The organism is Advenella sp., assembly GCF_052108595.1.
Lineage (GTDB): Bacteria > Pseudomonadota > Gammaproteobacteria > Burkholderiales > Burkholderiaceae_B > Advenella.
The window spans coordinates 258-17,710 of sequence record NZ_JBQEAU010000096.1; the positions used below are offsets into that span (position 1 = coordinate 258).

The following is a 17,453-nucleotide window of genomic DNA, read 5'->3' on the forward strand; positions in this document are numbered from 1 at the left end:
CCAAGGGGGGGAAACCAGACCAGACAACAATCAAGCATGTGGACCGTTGCCTGTCTTGCCTATCCTGCGCCACGACATGCGCAGCTGGGGTTGACTATCGGACGCTGGTAGATACCGCACGTGAATACATTGAAACGTCCGGCGTACGACCTGTTTCAGAGCGTCTAAAGCGAAAAACCCTGGCGTATGCAATGACAACGCCTTGGTTACTCCGTGGTCTGGTACGTGTTGCCCAGCCGTTAAATGGAGTAGTAGGACGATTACCCGGTTTCATTGGCGCATTGGGGCGTTTGTCCAGCGCAGCGGGGATAAAAGCGTTAGCCAAGCGCCCACCCAGTGAACCTGCAGTGCCTTCTGTCCTGGCCAATCCCATAAGGAAAGTGGCCATACTAGATGGTTGTGCGCAGTCGGCCATCGGTCAGGAGATCAATGACTCCACCCGCAGGCTCTTAGGGCGACTTAACGTACAGGTGGTCCCGCTGAATACGAAGCGTCCTTGCTGTGGTGCGTTGAATTTACATCTAGGATATGAGTCAAAAGCGGTACAGCAAGCAAGCGTTCTCGTTGATGGATGGAGCAAGTTGTTGGCCTGCAACGAAATCGATTCAATCATCGTGACAACATCTGGGTGCGGATCGGTAATTCGACACTATCGAGAACTCTTCAAACAAGACCCAATTCGACAGGAACGTGCCATACGTGTAGAAAATGCCTGCGTCGATATCACCCAGTTTCTGACAGAATTTACATTACCAATATCCAACCGTCATCTGGGCGCACGCGTCGCCTATCACGACTCCTGTTCGCTCAGGCACGGCCAAAAAATCACGTCTGAACCGCGAACAATTCTGGAAAGCGCCGGATTCAAAATTCTCAATATTGCGGAAGGTCACTTGTGCTGTGGCTCTGCTGGCACCTACAACATACTTCAACCTGACATTGCACATCGACTTGGCCAGCGCAAAGCCGATAACATCAAAGTAACGAACGCCGATGTCATTGCGGCAGGCAATATCGGATGCCTAATGCAAATTTCTCTATTTTTACAGACCCCCATTGCACACGTGGTCCAGCTGATTGACTGGGCAACGGGTGGGCCAGCACCGCGTGGAATGGAACTATTTAATCCCGTGGAACAAGTGGCAGGTGCTCCCGAGGCGCTCATCTGGAGTGATGAAACAGCTCCCCTCTCCGAAAACACTGACTCATTATGGTAAACAACATGACATCTGAAACTTCGACCGCTCCCTCTGCTTCGGCTTTTGAATCATTTACACAAGCCATTACCGACAAACTAGGATCAGACTCAATTACAACAAACCGTGATACGCTGCAACGATATGGTGAACATACGTTGCCAAGCGCAGACAACTGTCCCGCTGCAGTCGTCTATCCTCGCTCAACCGATCACGTACAAAAACTGGTGCAAGCGGCAAATCAGTATCGCGTCGAATTGTTTCCAATCAGCACGGGCCAGAATATTGGCCTGGGTACCAAGTCACCGATGCACACAGGGCAAGTTGTCGTCGACCTGGGACGTCATATGAACAAAATCCTGGAGATCAATGAGACGCTTGGCTATTGCGTTGTCGAACCTGGCGTGAGCTTCCAGGCTATGTATGACGAGCTACAAAAATGCCATAGCCGACTCATGATGTCGCCCACTGCGGGACCTCCGCAAGGCAGCCTGCTAGGCAACGCGTTGGACAAAGGGGGTGGCGGGGGTGCTGCAGCGGATCATTTTGGAATGTCCTGCGGCATGGAAATCGTCTTGGGTAACGGCCAGATCGTTCGTACTGGCGATGGCAGCTTACGGGCCCCCGAGCACCTGAATTGGCACGTCTCAAAATACAGCTTTGGCCCCGCTTTGGACGGCCTCTTTACCCAATCCAATTACGGTATTGTCACGAGTATAGGCATCTGGATGATGGCTCGCCCGCCGCACATTGAACCGTTCTTTTTCGCTGCCGACGACGATGACGACCTTGAGGAAATCATCGAACTAGTTCGGCCATTAAAGCAGACGAATTTCGTACCAACCCAGATTCGGGTAACAAATGACTTGTACCTGATCTCATCCGCTGACGTAAACCCAGAATACTCAACAACAAACGGCACCCAGCAGATCAGTGACCAAGCGCGTCGAGCACTCCAACAGAAACACAGGTTGGGTTCTTGGAATATATCGGGAGCATTATTTGGAGCTAGCCAAGAAGCGCTCGAGCCGCAAATGAACCGACTGCGTGCGCATTTTCGCAAGTCTTCGAAAATTCGCTATATACCGCCTGAAGAAGCGCAAAGTATTTCACCCTTAAACATTGCTCGAAAAAACTATGCCGGCATTCCAAGTGACGGTGAACTTAGGATGCTTAACTGGCGACCAGGCGGAGGAACCTCATGGTTTCTTCCAGGAACGCCCATGATTGGCGAGGTTGCAAATAGCTTTCAAAGGAGCTCTCGAGAGATCTGCAAGCAATATGGCTTGGAATATATGGCATCGAATGTGTGCGGTCCTCGATTTGCACGGGGCGTACATACCCTGATCTTTAACCGCAACAACCCCGACGAAGCGGCCCGTGCCGATGCATGCTACCGAGCGTTGTCCGATAGTTTTGCTAAACGAGGTGTCTTCATCGGACGCGCACCTACTATGTATCAGCAGTTTCACCAAGATCAACGTATGCCCGCTATAGCCGATGCATGCTCGGCAATCAAACAGGCACTAGACCCCAACGGAGTAATTGCTCCTGGGAAATATGGCATTCGTTAGCACCAAACCAGCAACAAGGCCCTCATCGCAATAAATATTTAACAAATTTACTTTCCATTCAAGGACAAGACAGCATGAAAACCATTAAAACCGTCGCCGCCACACTGCTTTCCCTCTGTTCTGCAATATTTGTCAGCCCTGGCTGGGCCCTGGCTGCCAACTACCCTGACAGGGCGATAAGAATCATTGTCGGATTTCCGCCAGGCGGTGGTAACGACGTCCTTGCACGATTGTTAGGCGAGCGTATGCAGGCTAAGCTTGGCCAGCCTTTTGTCGTTGAAAATCGGCCTGGGGCGAACGGCTTTATCGCCTTTGATGCTGTAAAAAGAGCGACTCCTGATGGCTACACGCTGCTTATCGGTCCCAGCAGCGGGATGACGGTTAATCCGGCAGTATATAAAACGCTACCCTACGATCCGCTTAAAGATTTCGCCCCGGTCAGCATGATCGGCGGTTTCCCGCTTATTGTGACCGTGCACCCCGCCACGCCGTATACGAATCTGGCAGATTTGGTTCAGGCAGCTACAGACAAGCCGGGCAGTATTGATTATGGCTCGGCAGCGACATCCTTTCAATTGGCGACGGAAATGTTCGCACAACAGGCAAAGATAAAACTGAACCATATTCCTTATAAAGGAAGTGCTCAAGCCGTTCAAGCTGTCCGGGGTGGGCAGGTTCCAATGACCTTTGCGGATAGCGCAGCTGTTATACCACAAATCAAAGGCGGTGCATTAAGGCCGCTGGCTGTTTCAACGGCCAAACGAATCGCTTCGCTTCCGGACGTTCCGACTGTCAGCGAGTCCAATCTGCCGGATTATGAAATGATGCTTTGGTCCGGGCTTTTTGCACCAAAAGGAACGCCAGCGGCTATTGTGGCTAAGCTTCAAAATGCAGTTCAAATAGCAATGCAGGATCCCGAAATGAAAGAAAGACTGAGCACGTTAGGAATCGAACCAATAGGAAGTACGTCGGAAGAACTGTTAGCCACCATGAAAAGCCAGATAAAACAATATACAAAGGTGGCACGGGAGGCAAAGATCAGTATTGACTGACGTTCAGGCAACAGGAAGTGCCCTCTATCGGACCAACCCGGTAGAGCCTCGGATACTCCGGCAGCTTCGCTGCCTTAGCCTTGATATCATCTTTCAGCCTTTGTGCGGCGCCGGGATTGTCGTCCACTACCTACTGCTGACATGGAAACAGGCGATATTATATTTGGCCGCGTTCGACTAGCGATACGGCGGTGTTTCCGGCAACAATGGTGTGATCAAGCAAGCGTACTTCGATCAAGTGCTGCGCCTGTTTCAGGTGGCGTGTTAGCGAAATGCCGGCGGCTCCGGGCTCGACAAAACCTGGCGGGTGGATGTGCGACATAATCAACGCGGCCGAGTTCAAAAGCAGGGCCGATTTCACGATCTCACGCGGGTATACGCTTGCCTGCGCCACCACCCAGCCCGAACATTCGGCCCGGATGGCCTCGGCGTCCAGCTTGGCCTGCGCCAACTGTCCGATTAGCGTCCGAGGCTGGATATAGACACTGCATCCAACGTGCTCATCTGATATTCTTGTGACGACGTCTATTGACAGTGACCAAAGAAGGAAGAAGCTCATCCCCATCGCCCTCGTTCACGACGCTTCGCAGCGTCTGCAACAAATGGGGCGCCAACATGTCGGCGTTCACATAAGGGTTGATCATGCTATTAAAGTAGCCAATATCTTTGGCTGCATTCCGGATCGTAAAGGCGAGTTGCCCATAATCATTTTTTAGAATGCCGCCCAGCAAGCGACGCACAATCAGGTTATCTGCGGCGCCACTCCTTAATAAATCGTCAAATAGTTCAAGGTCTATGCCCAAGGGCTCACATATGGCTACAGCCTCTGCCACCAGGGTCGTCATGCCCAGAGTGACAAAGTTATTCAGCAGCTTCAGCTTGTGAGCACTGCCGACCGGCCCTGCATGGAAAATATTCTCGGCGAACGCATTTAACACGGGCTTGATTCTAAGCAGCGTAGCGTCGTCTGCGCCCACTATTACATTCAGCGTTCCTAACTGCGCTTCTATTGGCGTTCGCCCCAAAGGGGCATCAACCAAACATACATTTTCATCCGTACAAGCCCGCCATAACCTGGCCGTTGTATCTGGGTCACCCGTAGAGCAGTCAATCACCACAAGGCCGTCCCGCCGGAACGCCAAAATGCCATTGTCACCCAACAGCACCGACTCGACCTGCGTGCTATCGGCCAAGCACATAACCACAGCATCGCTAGCTCGTACGAGCTCCTTCATGTTGGCTGCCTCGCGCGCGCCACGCGCAACCAGGTCATCAATGGGAATACGATTTCGATGAGCGATGACGGTTACCTCGAACCCTTTGGCTATCAGGTTTGCAGCAATGCCGTGCCCCATCAAACCAACGCCAACACATCCGATTTTTTTAAACTCTTGCGTCATACTCCACCTGAAATAAGAAACGTAAAAATCAACTTTTTACAGAGCCGGCGGTCAGACCCGACACCATATAACGGCGAAACGTGTAATAGATCGCGGCCGGTGGCAAGGAATAGATAATGCCAGTGGCCATTAATAAGTTCCATGGCGCATCGTCCACCGTTGTGAATATCCCCATGCCTACCGCCAGCGTGATGTTTTTCTCTGAGGACAACAGCAAAAACGCATATAGATATTCATTCCACGCCAGCAGCAGCGCATAGGTACCAATAGCAACAATGGTTGGGGTCATCAACGGCAGATATACCAACCGAAATATCTGCCAGGCAGTTGCGCCATCCATTCGAGCCGCCTCATCTAGCTCGTAAGGCAGCTTGTCAGCCGCCTGCTTCATGATCCAGATAGCGTAAGGGGAAGCCAGGGCCAACATCGAGAAAATAAGCGACAACCTGTTATCCAGCAGACCATAGTTGCCCATAGTCTTGTACATAGGTATTGCCAGGAAAGCGGATGGAATCAAGTACGTCAGCAACGAAATATTCAAAACCACACGCCCGCCTCGCAGCCGCAACCGGCTGATTGCGAACGCGGACGTCGTCGCGACCATTACGGTGCCCAATGCCACAGCGACAGCCACGACCACGCTGTTAAACATCTGCATCCAGAAACTGCGCAGATAATAATGGCCCTGCGTAAATACAGTTACAAAGTTCTGCAGCGACAGGTTCTCTGGCCACAAGGCACCGGTAAAAGCGGTTTCCGGAGGGGTCAATGCGATCACTGTCATGTGATAGATCGGTATCACAGCCCACAGAAAAATAGGTATCCCGAGCAGTATCAGGCGCGCCTCACGTAGCTGTTTCCTCATGTCCGGCTTTCCTTGCTCAGATACTTCATCATGAACCACATCATTGGAACAATAAAAGGCATGGCCACGATGACAGCGGCTATCGCCATGTCCACGCGATCCATCCTGAGATACCGCATTCCCAAGGTCGCCAGCACTTGGGTTCGATCCGCCGGCCCGCCGCCGGTCAACAGATAAATGCTATTAAAGTCCCCGAGGGTCCAAATCATGGAGAGCGTCGTTGCCGACACATAAAGCAAACCAATACTGGGAAGGGTAATAAAACGGAATCTTTGCCATGCGCTCGCACCGTCTACATTGGCCGCTTCATAGAGCTCGCCGGGGATCGTCATCCGGCCAGCGAGCAATATCAGAGTCCAAAATGGCAAATACTTCCATATATGCACAACAACCGCGCTCCCAAACGCCAACCATCTTTCCGTCAGCCAACTGGGTCCCATGATTTGAAACTGATTAAACAAAAAGCTATTGAGCATTCCCCATTCGGGATTGAGCATCCATTTGATAGAAAAAATGGTTGATATCGAAGGTACCGCCCAAGCCAGGATGAATATCAACCCCAGCGCTTTTATCCAGCGCTGCTCATTCAAGAAGAAGCCTGAAATCAGCAACGCAAGAAGCATCTTGATATTGACCGCAACCAGCACAAATACGACAGTGTTAAATGCCGCTATTCGAAAGATGGGATCAGCAAATAAATCGGCATAAGTGTCCGGATTCGAACCAAGGCTGATACCGTAAGCAATCGGATAGACCACAAACGCAAAAAAGATAAGCAGGTATGGAAGCAAAAAGAGATACCGTGCGGCACCCCACGCCGAGATCGTACTGATCCGAGCGCGGGAACCGCCAGCGGCGACCTCATCGATTTTAGTCATGGTATTCATGCCAGGAATCGCTCCACCGCTGTTTAAGGCTGCTCAACAATGGTTTGAATCCGCTTAATCATTTCGTCGGTCGCCTGCGCGGGCGAAACATTGTCCTGCGAGATTCTAGCCAAAGCCTGCGCCCAAACATTTTCTGCGTTAACAATAGTAAAACGCCAGTTATAAACAAACTGAAACGGCACAACCCCATCTTCAAACATCTTACGCGCCACAGCACGATGCGGGTCTTTACCATCCGTCCAGAATGGACGGTCAGCGCCGTACTTGGTAACGGGATACCATACGCCCAGCATGCTCTCAAGATAGCTTGTCACGTTCTCGTCGCGCATCAGGTACTCCATGAACTGCTTGCCGCCCTCAATGTTTTTCGCATCTGCAAAAACCATCCCTGTCTTGACCGAAGTCAGGTTAGGCAGGACGCTGCCATCTGGCTTTTTTGGAAACGCCGCAGTAACCAGGTTTTCGTGATAGTTTTTACGGGCGATTTCTTTCTGCTCGGCTGTGGCGTCTTGCTTGTTCATCGCATCTAGGTAGGACGCCGGAATGGAAATGGTGGCGTTGGGCGTCATGACTGTCGTTCGATTATTAAAGTTGACGTTGTTATCAACGTCGCCCCAATTGATCGAGCTAGGTGGAGTGCATTTCTGCTCATATACCTTTGAGTAGTCGGCTAGAGCCAACTCGATGCCTTTCCGGTTCTTTGGGTCATCCAGCAGCAATTTGCCGTCTTCATCCACGACTTGGACGTTGTGCGCGTTCAAGAATGTAAGAAGACCAAAAAAGGTATCACTTGCCTGCACACTGTATGGCAGGCCTATGCCGTATGTCCGCTGGCCTTTCTTGCGCAGTGCGGGCTGAACCTTATCGCACCAGAAGCTCCAGTACTCGGCCCATTCAGTAGGAATATCGGCCTGGGTAAAGCCGGCCTCTTCCAGCATATCGCGCCAGTAAAATGTATGCAGAATATTCTGTCCGATTGGAACGGCGTAATACGCTTTCTTGCCCACTTTCTCATTGAACAGATACGTCGTTTCCAATGTGCCGGGTAGAAATTTGTCTTTCATCGGCCCAACCACATCGCTGACATCCGCCAGCTTCCCCTCGTAGGCCCACTTACCCGTAGTGCGCACGTCGTAGGTTAAGCCAAAACTAAAGTCAGGCGGAGAACCGGCCGCCACGGCACTGACCGCGCGCGTAATCAAATCTTCGTTGGAGTAAAAACTCAGGTTGACCTTGTTACCGGTGTCCTTCTCAAACCGTTTGACCACATCTCGCAAAGATGAGTCCATGGCCTCATAGAAGCCCTTATTTGCCCATACCGTTACCGTCTTGTCCTGCGCCATTGCTGAACCAATCGTTATAGCGCCCAATGATGCGACCAGTCCCGCCTGCAGTATCCGTTTTCCTTGTCTCACTTTTCTTTCTCCTTTAGGGTGGGAAGTAGCATCTTCCCGAAATGGTCGGGTTAATTACCCCGATCTTCAGCACGTGACATCATCGGATGGCGCTGCCTGTTTGAGCATCAAAAACATGCAGCTTGTCGGCTCGCGGCTCCAGCCAGATAAGTTCGCCGGGAACAAACTGGTGCCGTTCATGAAAGACAGAAACAATGTCGTAAGAGCCAATCTTGCAAATAACTTGTATATCCGCGCCGGTGGGCTCCACTACGGTGACCTTGGCGGCAAGTCCGTTCCCCTCGGAAGACAAGCGAAAATACTCTGGCCTGATGCCCACCACCACTTGTTGCCCGTCGCGCGCAGCGCTATCCGTGCAACAGGGAATAAACGCAGCCGTTTTAAGATCAATGCCCTGTCTATCTCCTTGCCGTACGAACACCCCTTCAAGCAAATTCATGGCGGGAGAGCCAATAAAGCCTGCCACAAAGGTATTCGCAGGAGCGTCATAAAGTTCCAGCGGGCTACCGGTTTGTTCGATTTTCCCATCTCGCAGAACAACGATCCGGTCTGCCAGCGTCATCGCCTCAATCTGATCATGCGTGACATAAATCGATGTCGTCTTGAACCGTTGATGCAATTCTTTAAGTTCGGTACGCATTTGCACGCGCAACTTGGCGTCCAGATTTGACAGTGGCTCATCAAACAGAAACACCTGAGGACTACGCACGATGGCCCTCCCCATGGCGACCCTTTGACGCTGACCACCCGATAGTTGACGCGGATGTCGATCGAGCAACTCGGTAAGACCCAGAACCTGCGCTGCCTGACGAACTTGCGTATTTATGACGTCTTTTGGCGCTTTAGCCAGCATCAGGCTAAACCCCATATTCTGATAAACCGTCATGTGGGGATACAGCGCGTAGCTTTGAAACACCATAGCGATATCACGCTGCTTGGGAGCCAGGTCATTGACCACCTTCCCACCAATGACGACCTCGCCTGACGTGATGTCTTCCAGACCAGCGATCATGCGCAGCAGCGTTGACTTGCCGCAGCCGCTAGGGCCAATCAATACCGTGAATTCTCCATCAGCAATTTCGATGTCCAAGCCATGCAGGACCTGCATCGAGCCGTATCGCTTCACGACATTTTTTGTAACAACAGCTGCCATTCGATCTCCCATTCTTGCGTACGAACCACTGGTTTACCCACTTCTAATTCATGCAGTAATTTGGAAAATTGGACTGGTGGACTGACCAATTATGAGTTAATATGACACACGTATTTTGTGATGTCAACATTCATTACAGTCAGGAAGACTTTCCTGTTCAACTTTGAACCTGCACGGAAAACGCGATCATGAAACTTGTACGCTATGAAAGCCAAGGCGGCGGTATGAAGCCTCCACTCTTTCTTAAAGCGGGCGATATCGTAAGCCTGGGAATAGACGGCTTGGGTGAACAGTGTCAACACGTTGTGCAGCGCTAACTCAGGAGACCACCATGAATTACTACGACTTCAAAGACCGTGCAGCGGTCATTACGGGCGGAGCAGCAGGAATTGGGCTAGCGGTAGCTCGCCGCATGAGCGCCGCCGGCGCCAGGCTAAGTTTATGGGACAGCAATAAAGATGCGCTGGCTGAAGCTGAACGAGAATTGGGCAACTCCATTGACCTGCGGGAAGTGGATATAAGCTCGCCGGCCGCCGTCCAGAATGCAGCAGTCGAGACGCATAAGGCACTTGGAAAACTGGATATCCTGGTAGCAAGCGCCGGGATCACTGGACCCAACGGCACCGTGCTCGACTACGACGTTGAAACCTGGCACAACATCCTCAATATCAATCTGACCGGCGTATTCCTGTGTTCTAAGTATCTGATACCGCTAATGAAAAAAAAATGGCTATGGTCGCATCGTGAACATAGCCTCCATAGCGGGAAAAGAAGGTAATCCAGGCGCCGCAGCGTACAGCGCCTCCAAAGCAGGCGTTATTGCCCTGACGAAATCCTTAGCCAAAGAACATACAGCCGACAACATCATCATTAACTGCGTCACACCCACCGCCATCAAAACCGGACTGTTTGACCAAGTGACTCAGCAGCATCTTGACTATCTCATGTCCAAGATTCCACTCGGTCGCTTCGGCGCGCCCGAGGAAGTGGCCTCCATGGTCTGCTGGCTGGCCAGCGAAGAATGTTCATACAGTACCGGAGCGGCTTTTGATCTGTCCGGCGGCCGCGCAACATATTAATAGCAAAAAGTTGAAAGCCGGTTTATCGGCCATCGATGCGCAACAATCTTATCTATTGGATACGACCTACATGAAAAAAAAACTGCGTTCCCAGGATTGGTTCGGCGGCACTAGCGCCACGGCATTTGGCCACCGCACTTTCATGAAAAACCAGGGCGTACCTGACGACCACTTCGACGGACGGCCTATTATTGGCATCTGCAACACTTGGTCCGAATTCACACCGTGTAACGGCCATCTGCGAGCTATCGCCGAAAAAGTGAAGCGCGGCGTACTGGAAGCTGGTGGAGTGCCTTATGAGTTTCCGGTCATGTCGCTGGGAGAAACGCAGTTGCGTCCCACCGCCATGCTCTTTCGAAACCTGGTATCCATGGATGTCGAAGAATCGATCCGCGGCAACCCTATGGATGGCGTTATTCTGCTGGTCGGGTGCGACAAAACCACACCAGCCCTGCTGATGGGAGCCGCCTCCTGCGACTTGCCCACTTTGGCAATTTCGGGCGGCCCAATGCTGAACGGACGACATCAAGGGCTGCAGATAGGCTCAGGCACCGCAGTCTGGAAATTTTCTGAAGCGGTTCGTTGTGGCAGCATGACCAGTCAGGAATTCATGGATGCTGAATCGGGCTTATCGCGCTCGGCCGGACACTGCATGACAATGGGCACAGCTTCAACCATGGCATCAATGGTCGAAGCTCTTGGAGTCGGCCTGCCCCATAATGCCGCAATTCCTGCAGTGGATGCGAGACGCTATACCCTGGCCCATTTAGCGGGGCGGCGTATCGTGGAAATGGTTAACCAGGATATTAAACTTTCACAAATCCTGACTCGAGAAGCGTTCGAGAATGCCATCCGTGTCAATGGCGCAATCGGGGGCTCGACCAATGCACCGATTCACCTGCTTGCCATCGCAGGACGCATTGGGGTCAAGTTGAATCTGGCTGACTGGGACACTTTGGGGGCGGATATCCCAACTCTCGTCAACCTGATGCCCTCGGGGAAATACCTGATGGAAGACTTCTACTATGCCGGTGGCCTGCCGGCTGTATTACGCATGCTTGGCGAGCAGGGGCATTTACATAAAGACGCGCTCACAGTAAACGGTCATACCCTGTGGGAAAACGTGAAGAACGCCCCATGTTACGACAATGACGTCATTCGAGACTGGGATAATCCGCTGCTAAAGAATGGTGGCATTGCGGTGCTGAAAGGCAATATTGCACCTGATGGCTGCATCATCAAACCGTCATCTGCATCGCCCCACCTCATGAAGCACAGGGGCCGGGCAGTCGTATTCGAAACAATCGAAGAGTACAAAGCCCGCATTGATGATCCAGATCTCGATATTGACGAACACTGCATTATGGTTTTAAAAAATTGCGGGCCCAAAGGCTACCCAGGAATGGCCGAGGTAGGCAATATGGGCTTGCCTCCGAAAGTCCTACGTAAAGGGATTGAAGACATGATTCGGATCTCGGACGCCCGCATGAGCGGAACCGCTTATGGCACCGTCATCCTGCATGTTGCTCCTGAAGCGGCAGCGGGAGGCCCATTCGCCTTGGTGGAAGAAGGTGACATGATAGATGTGGACGTTGCAGCCCGAACTATTCACCTGGACGTACCTGAGCAAGAACTCGAACGGCGGAAAGCATTATGGATGCCACCGCCCAGTATGGCTGGTGGTTATCAGAAGCTATACATAGATCATGTTATGCAAGCCGATAAAGGCGCCGACCTAGACTATCTTGTAGGTTGCCGTGGGGTCGAAGTAAAACGCGACGCCCATTGATGATGCTATTGCACCGTGGGTTTCCGGCGATCAGACGGTCGCCCCAAGAACCCACGGGACAAACTCGTTCTGCCCATAGCCATGCTGCTCACTTTTAGTTTGCTTTCCAGAAGCCGTATCGAGCATCGCCCGAAATATCCTGTGCCCGGCCTCTTGGACCGTCTCTTCGCCCAGCGCGATACCGCCGCAATTGATGTCCATATCGTCGAATTGATGCTCATACAACTTGGAATTGGTAGCCAGCTTCAAGGACGGCACCGGCTTGCAACCATATGCCGAGCCGCGGCCAGTAGTAAAACAGATCAAATTGGCCCCACCAGCCACTTGCCCTGTCGCTGAAACGGGGTCGTATCCCGGCGTGTCCATAAACACCAGCCCCTTGGCAAGAACCGGGCAGGCGTATTCGACTACATCAACCAGATTAGTGCTGCCACCTTTTGCGACACCGCCCAGGGACTTTTCAAGAATCGTAGTCAAACCGCCGTCTTTGTTACCCGGAGAGCGATTATTATTCAGTTGCCCTAGATGGCGCGCCATATAGTCTTCCCACCACTTGATCCGCGCCACGAGCTTTTCACCGACCTCTTCAGATATTGCCCTTCGAGTAAGTAGATGTTCGGCCCCATAGATTTCCGGCGTTTCTGAAAGGATAACTGTGCCGCCGCTTTCGACCAGCAGATCGGCTGCGACACCCAACGCCGGGTTAGCAGTCATGCCTGAATACCCGTCAGAACCGCCGCACTGCAAGCCTGTGATCAGATGGCTGGCCGCTACGGTTTCGCGCCTCACCTGGTTAGCAGAAGGCAGCATTTCATGAATAAGCTGAATCCCATGAGCAATCGTTTTGCCGGTGCCTCCCATGGCTTGCAAAGTCATGGTGCGCAATAATCCACTTTCTTCCAAACCTTGGGATGCCAACAAAACAGGCATTTGATTCGCCTCGCAACCCAGACCGATCAGCAATATACCGGCAAAGTTGGGATGCCTCACGTACCCAGCCAAAGTTCGTCGGACAATATCGATATCCTCGCCCTGATCCCCCATCCCACACCCTGTGTTATGAGTAAGGGCCACGACGCCATCCACATTAGGAAAAGCGTCACGCCATGATACGTCCCGGTCAAAGGCATCAGCAATGGCACGCACGACCGTTGCCGAACAATTGACCGTGCTGATGACACCTAGAAAATTACGTGTACCAACACGCCCATCGCTGCGAACAATGCCCTGGAAAGTAGCCGGATCATTCGCCTGCCGAGTCGGCTTGGCATCTGCGCAGTACGCATAGTCGCGGGTAAAGTCGCCCAGGCTCACATTATGTACGTGAACATAATCCCCAGGCTGGATCAATTGGCTTGCAAAACCGATAATTTGCCCATAACGACGTACTGGCGCGCCTACCACAATGGTGCCTACGGCAACCTTATGTCCGGCTGGTATTAGCGCCCGGCACACCATATCGCCTTGCAGAGGCGTGCCGGGCGGCAGATCACAGCAGGCAATAGCAACGTCATCGTTCGGATTGAGCTGGACAAACAAGGCAGTTCCGGTCATTTTATTCAACTCCTAATCGAAGCCATTGATAGCGGTTAGCTGGCTCGTTGACACTAGATTGACATCAACGGCCTACGAAATCTGCGCTTTTTTTTACGGCATTTTTTACTGTTTTTTTTCGTTCAACAACTCTTTGGAAAGCACATCGTGGGCACTTCGCAGATGTACCCGCATCGCTTGGCGGGCAGCCCGGGGGTCGCGTGCCTCGATCGCCGTATAGATAGCGTGATGCTCGTCAACGCAGTGAGCCAGGCGTTCATGGGTCAGCACATGCTTTTCCAGCATCTGCCACATGTTTCCATTGCGGTAATCCCAGAGATTGCGCACTACATGCACGAAAGCCGTATTCCCCGTGGCCTGAGCAATACAAATATGAAACTCTCGATCCGCTTCCTGCAGCGGCGGGTTAGCTTGATTTTCAAGCTTCATCAGTTCGATAGTAGCCCGGATCGCGGCAAGATCAACATTGGTTGCGGTCTTCGCAGCAATGGCTGCAATCTCGCTTTCTATGCTTAAACGAGCTCGCACCAATTCCAATGGCCCGGGTTCATGTTCCGGAACGGCGCGAAGCAACTTATGCGAACGCTCATCTTTCTTGGGGCTGCGTTCCGCAACATAAATACCAGAACCAATACGAATATTAACCAGCCCGGCTACCTCGAGCGCAATAAGCGCTTCGCGCAAGGACGGGCGACTGACGGCCAGTTTCTTAGCCAATTCGCGTTCGGCGGGCAGCCTCATCCCGGGCTTGAATTCGCCGCTTTCGATTAAAACCTCAAGTTGATCGGCAATAAGTCGGTATAAACGTTGCGGTGGTGCTAGAGCCTGAATGGGCATGGAAATTAAAATTGAATCAAAAGTTTGGAAAGATGGTAAGGCCAATAAATGATAACACAGAGCTTACTGATAGCCCATCAAATGCCGTGAGCAACCCGACAGAATTCAAACGATATTTTCGCTATTATTCGGTATTTGAATATCAGAAGTCCGCCAAACGCCCTTGCTGGTCGTCTCTATGGCGAGCCATCACGTCAACATGATCTCTGATATAGCCAAAGCAAATATTGAAGGTCGCGGCAGGACGTTTAGCCTTTGGACGCAACAGCTTGACCTGCTGCCTCGGGGGCTACATGAGTCATGTTTATATGATTCATTCGATTACTGTTTTGGCATAGCCCTGTGCGTTGCCTGAGTATCTTCGCCCGCCGCGACAAATCCGCGTTGATGCGGCCCGTGTGCAGGCTCGCGACAAAGGGACAAATACCAACAAAATTCGATATGTGGATTTGCAGACGCCCGCTATTAAAGCCCTTGAGCGTCAGCGTGCGCTGACTTGGTCGCCAAACGGCTATGTTTTCATCAATCCCAGAACCGGGCAGCGGTTCGCGGATTCGAGCCGACCGTTGCAGGTGTGGCACAAGGCCTTGAGGGGCGTGGATTTTAGAGCGCGCGGCGCGAAACAAACCCGACACACGTACGCTACGCTGTGCCTGCATGTCGGTATGAATCCCGCTTATGTCTCGAGACCAATGGGCCATGCGAACGCCCAGATATTTGCCAAGATGTTTTTTGAGGTGTACTCACGCTGGATTGACGGTGATGCCAACACCCGCGAAAAAGCCAAAATGGACGCTTATCTTAAAGCAATCCCCTCTATAACTCACCACCTGGGGCTGCAATGTGCCGAGGTGGCATAGCTAAAACTACTAAACTACTAAATTTATTGGCGCCTCCGACAGGAATCGAACCTGTATCAAGAGCTTCGGAAACTCTTATTCTATCCATTGAACTACGGAGACATTCAACCAAGTCCGCTATTTTACCCTATTGTGCAGTTTCCTGTAAGGCCCAGACGGTATACTTGCACAGTTAATTTCTGTTTAAAATAAGACACTTTCACCTGTTGCAGGGCGTATTCACGTACAAAACAGGGTGACAATCGTTATAATCCAACATTACTTATTATTTCACTTTCGGGGGAAAGGGCATGGTCCGGCAGTATGCGAGTCATTTGGCTTCTTTTTTTCCATTATTTAACATTGCAATGACCTGTAGGATGTATCTATGAGCGATCAAACAGAACACCACGAAGAACACGATGAACATGTTAGCCCGATCAAAACGCCCAAACAGCTGATTGTCGTCGTCGTACTCTCGTTCATACTCCCTGTACTTATTATTATCCTGCTGGTCAATGTAGTCAGCTCTTCCAGTGGTTCTGGCGCAGGCAGCGACTCGCTGACTGAAGAATCCATTGCCGCCCGTATCGCGCCCGTTGCCAAATACAATACCGCTCCCGTGATTGTTGCCGCGGCCGACGCCGGTCCGAAAAAACTCAAGAGTGGCGAAGAAGTGTACAAAAGCCTCTGTATGGGCTGTCATGACACCGGCGTTGCCGGCGCACCTAAATTCGGTGACAAGGCTGTCTGGGCTCCACGCCTGCAAGCCGGCCAGGCTGAAGTGGTCAAACTGGCCATTAATGGCCTGAATGGCATGCCACCGAAAGGCGGCGATCCAAGCCTGAGCGATCTTGAAGTGGAACGTGCCGTTGTATACCTGGCCAACCACTCCGGCGGCTCATTCAAGGAACCCGCTGCGCCTGAAGGCGAAGGCGCGGCCGCTCCCGCTGAAGGTGCTGCTCCCGCTGAAGGTGCTGCTCCTGCCGAAGGCACCGCTCCTGCTGAAGGCGCCGCTCCTGCTAAAGGCGCCGCTCCTGCTGAAGGCGCCGCTCCTGCTGAAGGTGCTGCTCCTGCCGAAGGTGCTGCTCCCGCTGAAGGTGCCGCTCCTGCTGAAGGTGCCGCTCCTGCTGAAGGTGCCGCTCCTGCTGAAGGTGCCGCTCCTGCTGAAGGTGCTGCTCCTGCCGAAGGTGCTGCTCCTGCAGCAGATGCGGGTGCCGCAGCGGCTGCCCCGGCAAATGACAAACTCGCCGAAGGAGAAGCGCTGTACAAACAGATTTGTTTCGCCTGTCATGACGCCGGCGTTGCCGGTGCGCCAAAACTGGGCGACAAGGCTGCCTGGGATGCACGTATTGCAACCGGCATGGACAAACTTTATGACGCCGCCGTCAACGGCTTGAATGCCATGCCTCCCAAAGGCGGATCATCAGCATCGGATGAGGTCGTCAAGGCTGCGGTTGACTACATGGTCAAATCCGTAAAATAATCCGCGACGTTTTCGGTTGAAGTTAAAAAGCCCACTTTATATAAGTGGGCTTTTTGTTTTGGGTAAAGATTATTATTGCCTGTAATTCTTATTGCCGGTTGCCGGTATGCGACTGGCTATTGGCAGGATGCGACGCATCCGGGGCGGTTACCTTTTTCCGGCAGCAAAGTCACGCAAGGCCATTCAGCAGGCACGCAAGGTGCCCGTGCCGTGCTGCTTACTTGCCCAGCAATGTCGCGATCTGTTCGTCGCTCCAGCCCAGTTCCTCTCGGAGGATATCCTCGGAATGCTGACCCAGCATGGGCGGTGCATTGCGATACTGAATGG

The 17,453-nt window shown here is 52.2% G+C and carries 14 protein-coding genes, 1 tRNA gene and 2 pseudogenes; 8 read left to right on the plus strand and 9 right to left on the minus strand.

All coding sequences use genetic code 11. The annotated features are described in order from the left end of the window. The first annotated feature begins 191 nt into the window (after nt 1–191). From ACTIKR_RS15680 to ACTIKR_RS15690, 3 genes are all read left to right on the plus strand, one after another. Entirely contained in the window at nt 192–1,217 is a 1,026-nt protein-coding gene (locus ACTIKR_RS15680) for a heterodisulfide reductase-related iron-sulfur binding cluster (protein WP_442328313.1), read from the plus strand. 5 nt (nt 1,218–1,222) lie between these two features. Further along, nucleotides 1,223–2,770, plus strand: coding sequence for an FAD-binding oxidoreductase (locus ACTIKR_RS15685; RefSeq protein WP_442328314.1), 1,548 nt, complete (start codon nt 1,223–1,225; stop codon nt 2,768–2,770). A 74-nt stretch (nt 2,771–2,844) separates the two neighbouring features. After that, nucleotides 2,845–3,822, plus strand: coding sequence for a Bug family tripartite tricarboxylate transporter substrate binding protein (locus ACTIKR_RS15690; RefSeq protein WP_442328315.1), 978 nt, complete (start codon nt 2,845–2,847; stop codon nt 3,820–3,822). Between the two features lie 157 nt (nt 3,823–3,979). Here the strand turns inward: ACTIKR_RS15690 and ACTIKR_RS15695 are convergent, their stop codons facing one another. The 6 genes from ACTIKR_RS15695 to ACTIKR_RS15720 form a co-directional block, all read right to left on the minus strand. Next, on the minus strand, nt 3,980–4,273 hold the full coding sequence (locus ACTIKR_RS15695) for a JAB domain-containing protein (RefSeq protein ID WP_442328316.1): 294 nt from the start codon (nt 4,271–4,273) through the stop codon (nt 3,980–3,982). A gap of 49 nt (nt 4,274–4,322) precedes the next feature. Continuing rightward, entirely contained in the window at nt 4,323–5,222 is a 900-nt protein-coding gene (locus ACTIKR_RS15700; RefSeq protein ID WP_442328317.1) for an NAD(P)-dependent oxidoreductase, read from the minus strand. A gap of 28 nt (nt 5,223–5,250) precedes the next feature. Further along, complete coding sequence (locus ACTIKR_RS15705) at nt 5,251–6,087, minus strand: carbohydrate ABC transporter permease (RefSeq protein ID WP_193090392.1); 837 nt, start codon at nt 6,085–6,087, stop codon at nt 5,251–5,253. Further along, nucleotides 6,084–6,974: a carbohydrate ABC transporter permease gene (locus ACTIKR_RS15710; protein ID WP_442328318.1), complete on the minus strand. Its 891-nt coding sequence runs from the start codon at nt 6,972–6,974 to the stop codon at nt 6,084–6,086. The genes ACTIKR_RS15705 and ACTIKR_RS15710 overlap by 4 nt, the downstream gene beginning before the upstream one ends. Before the next feature lie 23 nt (nt 6,975–6,997). Continuing rightward, nucleotides 6,998–8,389, minus strand: a complete 1,392-nt coding sequence (locus ACTIKR_RS15715) for an ABC transporter substrate-binding protein (protein ID WP_442328319.1) — start codon at nt 8,387–8,389, stop codon at nt 6,998–7,000. A gap of 79 nt (nt 8,390–8,468) precedes the next feature. Continuing rightward, nucleotides 8,469–9,542, minus strand: coding sequence for an ABC transporter ATP-binding protein (locus ACTIKR_RS15720; RefSeq protein WP_193090394.1), 1,074 nt, complete (start codon nt 9,540–9,542; stop codon nt 8,469–8,471). Nucleotides 9,543–9,757: 215 nt separating this feature from the next. On the opposite strand from ACTIKR_RS15720, the pseudogene ACTIKR_RS15725 reads away from it, so the two are divergent. The 3 genes and pseudogenes from ACTIKR_RS15725 to ACTIKR_RS15735 all read left to right on the plus strand — a co-directional run. Further along, a pseudogene (locus tag ACTIKR_RS15725) lies at nt 9,758–9,859 on the plus strand (2-hydroxyhepta-2,4-diene-1,7-dioate isomerase); the annotation flags it as partial. Between the two features lie 14 nt (nt 9,860–9,873). Beyond that, nucleotides 9,874–10,621, plus strand: a pseudogene (locus ACTIKR_RS15730) (SDR family NAD(P)-dependent oxidoreductase). A gap of 70 nt (nt 10,622–10,691) precedes the next feature. Continuing rightward, the gene (locus ACTIKR_RS15735) at nt 10,692–12,410 is read left to right on the plus strand and encodes an IlvD/Edd family dehydratase (protein ID WP_442328324.1); all 1,719 of its coding nucleotides are present in this window, start codon (nt 10,692–10,694) and stop codon (nt 12,408–12,410) included. A 30-nt stretch (nt 12,411–12,440) separates the two neighbouring features. On the opposite strand, the gene ACTIKR_RS15740 is transcribed toward ACTIKR_RS15735, so the two are convergent. Both ACTIKR_RS15740 and ACTIKR_RS15745 read right to left on the minus strand, forming a co-directional pair. After that, nucleotides 12,441–13,964 (minus strand): UxaA family hydrolase, encoded by a 1,524-nt coding sequence (locus ACTIKR_RS15740; RefSeq protein ID WP_442328320.1) that lies wholly within the window; start codon nt 13,962–13,964, stop codon nt 12,441–12,443. Nucleotides 13,965–14,069: 105 nt separating this feature from the next. Next, entirely contained in the window at nt 14,070–14,801 is a 732-nt protein-coding gene (locus ACTIKR_RS15745; protein WP_442328321.1) for a FadR/GntR family transcriptional regulator, read from the minus strand. A gap of 347 nt (nt 14,802–15,148) precedes the next feature. Here ACTIKR_RS15745 and ACTIKR_RS15750 point away from each other — a divergent pair, with 347 nt between their 5' ends. Continuing rightward, nucleotides 15,149–15,661 carry a hypothetical protein gene (locus ACTIKR_RS15750; RefSeq protein ID WP_442328322.1) on the plus strand — a complete coding sequence of 171 codons (513 nt, stop codon included), beginning with the start codon at nt 15,149–15,151 and terminating at the stop codon, nt 15,659–15,661. 27 nt (nt 15,662–15,688) lie between these two features. Here the strand turns inward: ACTIKR_RS15750 and ACTIKR_RS15755 are convergent. Next, nucleotides 15,689–15,763, minus strand: a tRNA-Arg gene (locus ACTIKR_RS15755). A 265-nt stretch (nt 15,764–16,028) separates the two neighbouring features. Here ACTIKR_RS15755 and ACTIKR_RS15760 point away from each other — a divergent pair. After that, a complete protein-coding gene (locus ACTIKR_RS15760) occupies nt 16,029–17,126 on the plus strand; it encodes a c-type cytochrome (RefSeq protein WP_442328323.1) in 1,098 nt (365 codons plus the stop codon). Nucleotides 17,127–17,453 lie beyond the last annotated feature (327 nt).

Coding starts and splice junctions, on each gene's coding strand:
- ACTIKR_RS15760 (WP_442328323.1), top strand. CDS start 16,029: ATGAGCGATCAAACAGAACACCACGAAGAACACGATGAACATGTTAGC.
- ACTIKR_RS15680 (WP_442328313.1), top strand. CDS start 192: ATGACAACGCCTTGGTTACTCCGTGGTCTGGTACGTGTTGCCCAGCCG.
- ACTIKR_RS15690 (WP_442328315.1), top strand. CDS start 2,845: ATGAAAACCATTAAAACCGTCGCCGCCACACTGCTTTCCCTCTGTTCT.
- ACTIKR_RS15700 (WP_442328317.1), bottom strand. CDS start 5,222: ATGACGCAAGAGTTTAAAAAAATCGGATGTGTTGGCGTTGGTTTGATG.
- ACTIKR_RS15720 (WP_193090394.1), bottom strand. CDS start 9,542: ATGGCAGCTGTTGTTACAAAAAATGTCGTGAAGCGATACGGCTCGATG.
- ACTIKR_RS15710 (WP_442328318.1), bottom strand. CDS start 6,974: ATGAATACCATGACTAAAATCGATGAGGTCGCCGCTGGCGGTTCCCGC.
- ACTIKR_RS15705 (WP_193090392.1), bottom strand. CDS start 6,087: ATGAGGAAACAGCTACGTGAGGCGCGCCTGATACTGCTCGGGATACCT.
- ACTIKR_RS15740 (WP_442328320.1), bottom strand. CDS start 13,964: ATGACCGGAACTGCCTTGTTTGTCCAGCTCAATCCGAACGATGACGTT.
- ACTIKR_RS15745 (WP_442328321.1), bottom strand. CDS start 14,801: ATGCCCATTCAGGCTCTAGCACCACCGCAACGTTTATACCGACTTATT.
- ACTIKR_RS15685 (WP_442328314.1), top strand. CDS start 1,223: ATGACATCTGAAACTTCGACCGCTCCCTCTGCTTCGGCTTTTGAATCA.
- ACTIKR_RS15735 (WP_442328324.1), top strand. CDS start 10,692: ATGAAAAAAAAACTGCGTTCCCAGGATTGGTTCGGCGGCACTAGCGCC.